Annotated in this window: 6 protein-coding genes, 1 tRNA gene and 1 other RNA gene; 7 read left to right on the top strand and 1 reads right to left on the bottom strand. The window is 73.1% G+C overall.

Features of this window, described 5'->3' with window-relative positions:
* The 5 genes from PINTE_RS18660 to PINTE_RS18640 form a co-directional block, all read left to right on the top strand.
* A partial coding sequence (locus PINTE_RS18660) for a serine hydrolase domain-containing protein (protein WP_157087366.1) occupies positions 1-1,653 on the top strand: 1,653 nt, incomplete at its 5' end.
* A gap of 108 nt (positions 1,654-1,761) precedes the next feature.
* Positions 1,762-2,745, top strand: a complete 984-nt coding sequence (locus PINTE_RS18655; protein ID WP_245643054.1) for a MurR/RpiR family transcriptional regulator — start codon at positions 1,762-1,764, stop codon at positions 2,743-2,745.
* 185 nt (positions 2,746-2,930) lie between these two features.
* Positions 2,931-4,316 (top strand): extracellular solute-binding protein, encoded by a 1,386-nt coding sequence (locus PINTE_RS18650; RefSeq protein ID WP_084343800.1) that lies wholly within the window; start codon positions 2,931-2,933, stop codon positions 4,314-4,316.
* A gap of 4 nt (positions 4,317-4,320) precedes the next feature.
* Entirely contained in the window at positions 4,321-5,220 is a 900-nt protein-coding gene (locus tag PINTE_RS18645; RefSeq protein WP_084343799.1) for a carbohydrate ABC transporter permease, read from the top strand.
* A complete protein-coding gene (locus PINTE_RS18640; RefSeq protein WP_084343798.1) occupies positions 5,217-6,209 on the top strand; it encodes a carbohydrate ABC transporter permease in 993 nt (330 codons plus the stop codon). Before PINTE_RS18645 ends, PINTE_RS18640 begins: the two co-directional genes overlap by 4 nt.
* Before the next feature lie 60 nt (positions 6,210-6,269).
* Here PINTE_RS18640 and PINTE_RS18635 read toward each other — a convergent pair.
* Positions 6,270-6,358, bottom strand: a tRNA-Ser gene (locus PINTE_RS18635).
* Positions 6,359-6,624: 266 nt separating this feature from the next.
* On the opposite strand from PINTE_RS18635, the gene ffs reads away from it, so the two are divergent.
* Both ffs and PINTE_RS18625 read left to right on the top strand, forming a co-directional pair.
* Positions 6,625-6,721: signal recognition particle sRNA small type (gene ffs / locus PINTE_RS18630), an RNA gene on the top strand.
* 164 nt (positions 6,722-6,885) lie between these two features.
* Positions 6,886-9,456: DNA polymerase III subunit gamma and tau (locus PINTE_RS18625; protein ID WP_068433730.1), on the top strand; the 2,571-nt coding region annotated here is incomplete at its 3' end.

The raw sequence follows: 9,456 nt of genomic DNA, 5'->3' as shown, positions 1-9,456 counted from the left end.
AGCGTGCGCGGATACGACGAGCCGTACGCGGGCTTCGCGAGCGTGCGCCGCCTGCGCGAGGGCCGGCCCGCCGACCTCGGGCTGCGCGGCGAACCCATCGAGGCCGCGCTGACGAGGCTGCGCGCCCTGGAGACCGAACCCGGCCCGAGCGGCGCGCCCCTGTACCCCGGGTCGGTCGCGCTCCTCGGCGCGCGCGGCCGGATCGTCGCCCGCCAGGCCAGCGGGGAGGCGGTGCGCTACTCCGACGCCGACGGCACCCTGCTGCCCGCCGACGCCCGGGTGCCCGCCCGCGACGACACGATCTACGACCTCGCCTCGATCAGCAAGGTGTTCACCTCGATCCTCGTCATGCAGGAGGTTGAACGCGGCCTCGACCTCGACGCTCCCGTCGCGGCGTACCTGCCGGAGTTCGCCGCGGCCGGCAAAGAGCGCGTGACCGTGCGCCAGTTGCTCACGCACACCTCGGGTTTCGAGCCCTTCATCCCGCTGTGGAAGCTGTACCCCGACAAGGCGTCGCGGATCGCGGGGGTGCTCGCGCACCCCCTGAAGCACCCGCCGGGCACGCGGTACGTCTACAGCGACCTCAACCTCATCACGCTCGGCGTGCTGCTCGAGCGGCGAACCGGCTCCCCGCTCGACGAGCTGCTCAGGGAGCGGATCACCGCGCCGCTGGGGATGACCGACACCGGCTTCAACCCCGACCCGAGCGAGCTGCCCCGGGTCGCCGCCACCGAGTTCGACGCCGCGCTCGGCCGCGGGGTCGTTCGCGGTGAGGTGCACGACGAGAACGCCGCCTCGCTCGGCGGCGTCGCCGGGCACGCGGGCGTCTTCGCGACGGCCGACGACCTCGCGGTGCTCGCGCAGACGCTGCTCAACGGGGGCCGCTACGACGGCGCGCGCATTCTCGCGCCCGCCACCGTGCGCGCCATGCTGCGCAACCAGACCCCCGAATTCCCCGGCGACGGCCACGGACTCGGCGTCGAACTCGACCAGACCTGGTACATGGGCGGGTTGGCCGGGCCGCACACCGCGGGGCACACCGGCTTCACCGGCACGAGCATGGTCATCGACCCGGCGTCGCGCTCGTTCGCGATCCTGCTCACCAACCGCGTGCACCCCACCCGCACCCGCGGCACGATCAACCCCGCCCGTAGGATCCTCGCCTCCGGGCTCGCCGACGCGCTGCCGGTCACCCCGCGGGCCGGCGCCACCGCCCTGCGCGCCGGTGGCGAGGACGGGGTCGAGGCGACCGCCACGCTGTCCGTCGACGTGCCCGCCTCCGGGGCGCGGCTGTCGTTCGCGACGTTCATCGCCAACGACGTCGACGACCGCTACGTGCTCGAGCGATCCGACGACGACGGCGCGACGTGGCGGCCGCTGACCACGCAGCTGCGCGAGCCCGGCCGGCGCCTGGAGGTCAGCGGCGATCTCGGCTCCGCGCGCGGCACCCGCACGTGGCAGCGGGGCACCGCGGCGCTGCCGCCCGGCGCCCAGCTCGTGCGCTGGCGGCACACGACCGACGAGTCGGTGCTCGGCCGCGGCGTGTACCTCGACGACATCCGGGTGACCGCCGCTTCGGGTGCCGAACTCGTTGCCGTCGAACGCGATCCGGACTCCCTGGAGGTCTCGGGGTGGACCCCGGCCGATCACTGACGCTGCGGTTCGCCGGCCGCCGCCCCCGCCTTCGGCCGGCCGGAAATCACCGCGCGTACCTGGCGCGAGTAGCCGAAATGCGAGCCGAAGTCGCCCTACGGTGGGGCGGTGAGCACGCACGACGAGCACCCCGCACGCCCCGGGTCCGCCCTGACGAATCCGACGGACCCGACGAGTTCGGCGACGTCGGAGCGCGCCGGCTCCGAGAGCGCGCGTACCCCGCGCCTACTCGTGCACGTCGCGGGCCTGCGGCCCACGCTGTCTCCGGCGGAGGACCGGGTGGCTCAGCAGGTGCTCTCCGACGCTCGGGCCACCGCCGCGATGACGATCAGCGAGCTCGCGGTCGCGGCGCGCACCTCGGAGACGACCGTGTTGCGGTTCTGCCGCCGGATCGGGCTGCCGGGCTACCCGCAGCTGCGGCTGGCGCTCGCGGAGGAGGGGGCGAGCCCGCGCCTGCGGGAGGCGCCGTCGAGCGACATCAGCCCCGACGACACGCTCGACGACGTCGTCGCGAAGATCGCGTACGCCGAGGTCTCGGCGTTGGAGGACACGGCCGAGCACCTCGACCGGCAGGTGCTCGAGGAGGTCGCGGGGCGGGTCGCCCGCTCCCGGCGGATCGGGATCTACGGGCACGGGGCGAGCGCCCTCGTCGCGGCCGACCTGCAGCACAAGCTGCAGCGCATCGGGCTGTTCGCCGTGGCCAGCGGCGACCCGCACCTCGCGCTGGCGTCGGCCGCGCTCCATGGGCCGCAGGACGTGGCGATCGGGATCTCGCACTCCGGCACCACCCACGAGACCCTCGAGGAGCTCGGGGTCGCGCGGGAGCAGGGCGCGTTGACCGTCGCGCTGACGAACTTCCCGCGCTCCCCGCTGGCCCGCGCGGCGGACCGGGTGCTCGTCACCGCTGCGCGCGAGACCCAGGTGCGGGCCGGCGCGACCGCCAGCCGCATCGCGGGGCTGTTCGTCGTCGATTGCCTCTACATCGCCGTGGCCCACCACGACATCACCGCCGCTCAGCGGGCCGTCTCCTCGACGAGGGAGGCGGTGCAGCGGCACCGCGTCGCGCCGGACAGCGCCGAGCCCTCCGCCTGATGACCAGCGTCGTTGGCGCCCGGGGCGGTTCGGTCTCCACGCGAACACACACAGCAGTGTGCGAAGAAAAGTCACGACACGGCCATAGTTATCGGTTCACATGATTGATCCCCGGGGCGCACAAAAGTAACGTGGCGCCAATCGACCCACCGGGGCCGCCCGAGTTCGCCCAAGGAGCAGTCGTCATGACCCCTCACCCTCGCGCCCCCCGTCAGGTCGACCGCCGCGGCCGGTCCGCCCGGCTCCTGCTGGCCGCCCCGCTCGCCGTACTGACCCTCGCGGTCGGCGCCTGCGCCCCCTCCGCCGACTCCTCGTCGGGCTCCACCGCCGACGGCGGCCAGACCCTGACCGTCTGGTCGTGGCGCACCGAGGACGTCGACGCCTACAACCAGATCTTCGACGTCTTCGAGAAGGCCCACCCCGGGGTGACCGTGAACTTCCGGGCCTTCAAGAACACCGAGTACAACCAGGTGCTCACCACCGGCCTGACCGGCAGCGGCGGGCCCGACGTCGCGCAGGTGCGCTCCTACGGCCAGCTGCAGCCGACGATCGCCTCGCAGGCCCTCGTGCCGCTCGACGGCAAGGTCGACCTCAACTCCTGGGACCCCACGGTCGTGGCGAGCGCCAAGGGCAAGGCCGACGGCAAGATCTACTCGGTGCCGCTGGCCCGCCAGACGATCCAGATGTTCTACAACAAGGCGCTGTTCGAGCAGCACAACCTCAAGCCGCCGACGACGTGGGACGAGTTCCTCGCCGTCAACAAGACGCTCAAGGACGCGGGCGTCACCCCGCTGGCCGTCGGCGCCAAGGACGCGTGGACGCTGCCGATCGTGCACGAGGCGCTCGCCGCGCCCCGCTTCGGCGCCGGGCAGTTCGCCAAGGACGTCGTCAGCGGCGCCACCACCTTCACCGACCCGAACTGGGTCGCCTCGGTGCAGGTGCTCGCCGACCTGAAGTCGTACCTGCCGGACAACGCGGTCGGCGTCGCCTACACCGACGCGCAGGTGCTGTTCACCTCCGGGCAGGCCGCGATGTTCCCCGGCGGCTCGTTCGAGCTCGGCTTCTTCCAGAAGCAGAACCCGCAGCTGCAGATCGGCACGTTCGAGGTGCCCGCGCCGACCGGCTCCCCGAGTTCCGCGACGACGACCCCGACGTACGCCGACGGTGCGTTCGCCGTCTCCGCGAAGGGCGGCCAGCAGGACCTCGCGATGCAGCTCGTGCAGTGGACCGCGACCCCGGAGTTCGGCCAGCTCGTCGCCGACACCCTCAAGCAGATCTCCGCCGTGCCGGGCGTGACGCCGAGCGACCCGCTGCTCGCCGAGATGGCCAAGCGGGGGGAGTCGAACGGGTCGCCGTACCTGCTCGTCACCGACTTCCGGTACGGCACCCCGACCGGCACCGACGTCTTCGGCGCCGGCGTGCAGGAGCTGCTGCTCGGCAAGAAGAACGCGGCGCAGGTGAGCCAGGACCTGCAGACCGGCCTCTCGGCCTGGTTCACGCCCGCGGGTTCGGGCGGCTCGCCCTCGCCCGGCTCGGGTGGCGCGTCGAGCGGCGCGGCCACGCAGGGCTGAGCGGGTGAGCCGGCGCGCCGGGTGGGCGTTCATCGCGCCCGCGATGCTGCTGTTCGGGGTGTTCATCCTCTACCCGATGCTCACCGCCCTCTCGTACGCCTTCTTCGAGTGGCAGGGCACCCGACGCGGCGACTTCGTCGGGCTGCACAACATCGTGCTGCTGTTCACCGCCGAGCCGTTCGCCACCCAGCTGCCGCGCGCGTTCGGGCACAACCTCGTGTTCTTCGCCGGCACGATGCTCGTGCAGAACACCCTCGGCCTGGGCATCGCCTGGCTCTTGTACCGCCGAACTCGCACACGACGGGCGCTGCAGACGCTGTACACGCTGCCCTACCTCGTGAGCCCGATCGTCATCGGGTACCTGTGGACGCTGCTGCTGTCGCCGACGTTCGGGCCGGTCAACGCGCTGCTGCGGGCGGTGGGCCTGGAGTCGTGGGCGCTGCCGTGGCTCGGTGACCCGCGCACCGCGCTGTGGGTCGTCGTGCTCGTGTCGGCCTGGCAGTGGATCGGGTTCCCGATCCTGCTCTACGGCGCCGCGATGGGCGGCATCCCCGACGAGCTCACCGAGGCCGCCCGCGTCGACGGCGCGAGCAACCGACAGACGTTCTTCTCGATCGTCGTGCCGCTGCTCGTGCCGGCGATCGGCACCGTCTCCGTGCTGACGTTCATCGTGGCGATGGAGGCGTTCGCGCTACCGTACGCGCTCGGCGGCTCGACGGGCAGCCCCGCCGGCGCCACCGACTTCATGTCGCTGCTCTTCTACCGCACCGCGTTCGAGAGCGGCGCGACAAACGCCATCGGCACCTCGTCGGCGATGGCGACCCTGCTGTTCATCGTCATCTTCGGCGGTGCCGTGCTCGCCACCCGCGTGCTGCGCGGCGTCGAGAAGCGGATCGGCGCATGACCGCGGACGGCACGCGCGTGCGGGCGCATCTGGCGCAGGACGCGCGGGAGCCGGAGCCGGGTCGGTTCGGGACGCCGTTCGGGCGCGGTGCGCGCGTGGCAGGGGAGACCGGCTCCGAGGGTGCGCGTGGCGCGCGAGCCGGCGGGCCCGACTCCGCGACCCGGGGGCGGCAGCGTCCGGTCGGCGGGGTGGTCGGCAGCACGGCGCTGTGGGCGTACGCGGTGGTGGCGCTGCTGCCGCTGGTGCTCATGGTCTCGGGGAGCCTGCGCACGACCGCCGACCTGTACGCGCGGCCGCTCGGGCTGCCGTGGCCGGTGTCGCTGGAGAGCTACCGGGTGGCGCTCACCGAGGGCGGCTTCGGCACGTACCTGGTGAACTCGCTGGCGGTCAGCGCGGGGGCGGTGCTGCTCTCGACGGTCGTGTCGACGATGGCGGCCTACGGGCTGGCGCGGGCGCGGGGCCGGGTGTTCGCGATCGTGGAGTCGGTCTTCCTCTCCGGCCTCATGCTGCCGTTCCACCTGGCGATCCTGCCGATCTTCTACACCCTCGACGGGATGGGCCTGATCGACTCGCGCATCGGGCTCATGCTCGTCTACGCGGCGGCGGGGGTGCCGTTCTCGGTGTTCGTGCTGACGACGTTCTTCCGGCAGCTGCCGCTGGAGCTCGAGGAGGCGGCCCGCATCGACGGCGCCGGGTCGTGGCGCATGTTCACCGCGATCATGCTGCCGCTCGTGCGCCCGGCGATCGCGACCGTCGTCGTGTTCCGGTTCGTGCCGATCTGGAACGACTTCCTCTTCCCGCTCGTGCTGCTGCGCACCGAGAGCAAGTACACGCTGCCGGTGGGCCTGACGACGTTCTTCGGGGAGTACTCGACGAACTGGTCGGCGCTGTTCGCGGGCCTGGTCATCGCGACCGTGCCGCTCGTCGTGCTCTTCCTCGTCGCGACCAAGCAGATCGTCGCGGGGCTCACGGCGGGCATGAGCAAGTAAGGCCGCACGCGACAGGGGCGGGCTCGCCGGTGATCCGGTGAGCCCGCCCCTGTCAGCGTCTGGCGGAGGATAGGGGATTTGAACCCCTGAGGGTGGTTAACCCAACACGATTTCCAATCGTGCGCACTAGGCCACTATGCGAATCCTCCGTCGGGGATCGTACCCGAGCCGGTGCTGCGGCTCCCAATCGCCCCTCGTTGCGGGGTGAGCGTGAGACGCCGGTTCCGGCGGGTGAGACGGGACCGGCCGGCTGCCGCGGGACCCACCCCGCGGGCCCGGCTCCGCGGCAGCCGCCCGGTCCAGTCGGTCGGCACAGGTTCATGTGCGGAGGGCGGGTTGGTCGGGGTGGCGTCGGCCCGGCGAGCCGGCGAGGGGGAGCGACTTGGGCGCGGCTGCGGCGCTGGATTACAGTGGGGACGGCCCCCCGCGTGGTGGTACCTCTCCGAACTCCCCCAGGGCAGGAATGCAGCAAGGGTAGGTGAGCTCTTCCAGGTGCGCGGGGGGTCCTCTCATGCCCCGGCGCCCCTGCCCCAACGCCCTGAAAACTGCGTGTCGTGGTGAGAACTGCGGTCCGCGCCGCAGTCCTCACCGCGACACGCAGTTTTCAGGGGCGTGGGGCGGGCGGCGCGCGCGGTTGGCGGCGTGCTTGTCGGGGGTGGCGTTTATGGTCTGAGGCATGGCACCCGGGGTTGCAGCAGGCGGCGCGACGGCGCTCTATCGGCGCTACCGGCCGCAGACGTTCGAGGACGTCATCGGGCAGGAGCACGTCACGGGCCCGCTCATGCAGGCGCTGCGGTCGGGCCGCATCGGGCATGCCTACCTGTTCAGCGGCCCGCGCGGCTGCGGCAAGACGACGAGCGCCCGCATCCTGGCGCGCTGCCTGAACTGCGCGCAGGGGCCCACCCCGACTCCGTGCGGGGAGTGCGACTCGTGCGTGGCGCTGGCTCGTGGGGGAGCCGGGTCGGTCGACGTCATCGAGATCGACGCGGCCAGCCACGGCGGCGTCGAAGACGCCCGTGACCTGCGCGAAAAGGCCTCCTACGGGCCGGCGCAGTCGCGCTACAAGATCTACATCATCGACGAGGCGCACATGGTCACGCCGCAGGGCTTCAACGCCCTGCTGAAGATCGTCGAGGAGCCGCCGGAGCACGTGAAGTTCGTGTTCGCGACGACCGAGCCGGAGAAGGTCATCGGCACGATCCGCTCGCGCACGCACCACTACCCGTTCCGGCTCGTGCCGCCGGCGCGGCTGCAGGACTATCTGGCGCAGCTGTGCGAGGCCGAGCAGATCCCCGTCGAGCCGGGCGTTCTCTCGTTCGTCATCCGGGCCGGAGGCGGGTCGGTGCGCGACTCCCTGTCGGTGCTCGACCAGCTCATGGCCGGCTCCGACGAGACGGGGCTGACATACGCGGGGGCCGCGGCGCTGCTCGGGTTCACCGAGGGCGAGCTGCTCGACGCGACGATCGACGCGCTGGCCGCCGGCGACGGCGCGTCGGTGTTCCGGCAGGTCGACCGCACGATCGAGACCGGCCAGGACCCGCGGCGTTTCGTCGAAGATCTGCTGCAGCGGCTGCGTGACCTCATCGTCATCTCGGCGGTCAGTGCGTCCGGCGGCGACATCGACGCGCTGTTCCGCGGGCTGCCGTCGGATCAGCTCGATCGCATGCGCCAGCAGGCCTCGTCGTTCGGGCCCGGGGAGCTGTCGCACGCGGCGGACGTCGTCAATGCCGGACTGACCGAGATGTCCGGGGCCACGTCGCCCCGGCTGCAGCTGGAGCTCATCTGCGCGCGGCTGCTGCTGCCTGGGTCGGCCGGGGAGCACGGGCTCATCGCGCGCGTCGACCGCATGGAGCGTCGCCTCGACCTCTCCGGGGCCTCGGCGCCACCCGTCGGGCCGCAGAGTGCGGGACGGGGAGCCGGTCCGGGCGTCGCCGCCGGGGCTGCCGCGGAGCCGGGCCCCGGCGCCGGTCCTGCTGCCGATGCCGCTGCTGACGACCGCGCCGACGCGGGCGCGCCGGGTGTCCCCTCGAGCCGGCGGCCCGCGTCGCAGCCTGACCCAACGACCGCTCCCGGTGCCGGCGCCCCGAACGCGGGAGGCGAACGGCAGGCAGCCATGGGTGGATCCCGACCGGAAGCCGGCGCTCCCGGAGGTGCGCCCGGAGACGGGCACGGAGACGGGCGCTCGGGTGAGCCGCGGCGGCCGGAAGGACCGGTGCAGGAGCAGAGAGAGTCGCCCGCGACCCCGCCCCGGGGGCGCGGTGGTCTGGACACCGACGCGATCCGGCGCAGTTGGCCGGACGTGCTCGGCAAGGTCTTCACCATCCGCCGCGTCACCTGGACGTTCCTGTCCGAGCACGCCCAGGTGCTCGACTATGACGGTCGTCGGCTGCTGCTGGGGATCGCCACGCGGGGCCTGGCGGCGACGTTCCGGTCGGGCCAGCACGGCGAGGTCGTGCGGCAGGCGCTCATCGACGCGATCGGCCTCGACGCGACGGTCGAGGCCGTGCCCATCGAAGACGCCCGGCAGGGTGGAGGCGGTCACGACGGAGGCGGAGTCGGGCCTGCCCACGACGGGCGTTCCCCGCGGCCGAGCGGCGGCGCGGGAGCGCCCACCGGACGGGCTCCCCAGCGGGGGGCGGGCCCGCGATCAGCTCCGGGAAGCCACGATGCGCCGGGCGACCGTGACGCCACGGGCGCTCCCGGCGCTGCCGGTGCGCGGCCGCAGAATTTGCCGAGTGGCCATGCGCGCCAAGGGAACAGGGATGGGCAAGCGCAGCCGTCGCACGACCGTCGGGGGCGAGGCGGGAACGACCGCAACGAGGGACACTGGGACGACAGCGGCGGCGACCACGGGCACGACAGCGGCGACGAACGCGGGGAGGGACCCAGTCGACGGCCCGCCCCAGGACGACCCGGATCTGACACGGGACGGCCCGACACCTCACGGCTGCAGGCGGATCGATCGCGCGAGGGCCGGCAGCCGGCCGGCCGACAGCCGACAGGCCGAGCGTCGGCGGGCCGAGGCCCGGCGGGTCGAACGCCAGGCCCTGGCCCTGACTCCGGTGCGCCGGCATGGCATGAGGTCGAGCCGCCCGACGACGAACCGGGCTGGGACGACTGGGGCCCGCCGCCCGCAGGCCCCCCGAGCCCGAGCCCGAGCCCGGGTCCAAGCCCCGGCCCTGGCTCCTCGGCGCTCCCGGCATCCGGCGGCTCGGGCCGACCGGGCACCGGCGACGGTGCCGCGAAC

Source organism: Piscicoccus intestinalis NBRC 104926 (assembly GCF_001515525.1).
Classification (GTDB): Bacteria; Actinomycetota; Actinomycetes; order Actinomycetales; family Dermatophilaceae; genus Kineosphaera; species Kineosphaera intestinalis.
The sequence above is the reverse complement of the archived record's forward strand: the minus strand, read 5'-3'. Positions and strand labels throughout refer to the sequence as shown.

Bases quoted from the DNA above. Each gene is read 5' to 3' on its own strand.
- PINTE_RS18650 (WP_084343800.1), top strand. From the start codon at position 2,931: ATGACCCCTCACCCTCGCGCCCCCCGTCAGGTCGACCGCCGCGGCCGG.
- PINTE_RS18640 (WP_084343798.1), top strand. From the start codon at position 5,217: ATGACCGCGGACGGCACGCGCGTGCGGGCGCATCTGGCGCAGGACGCG.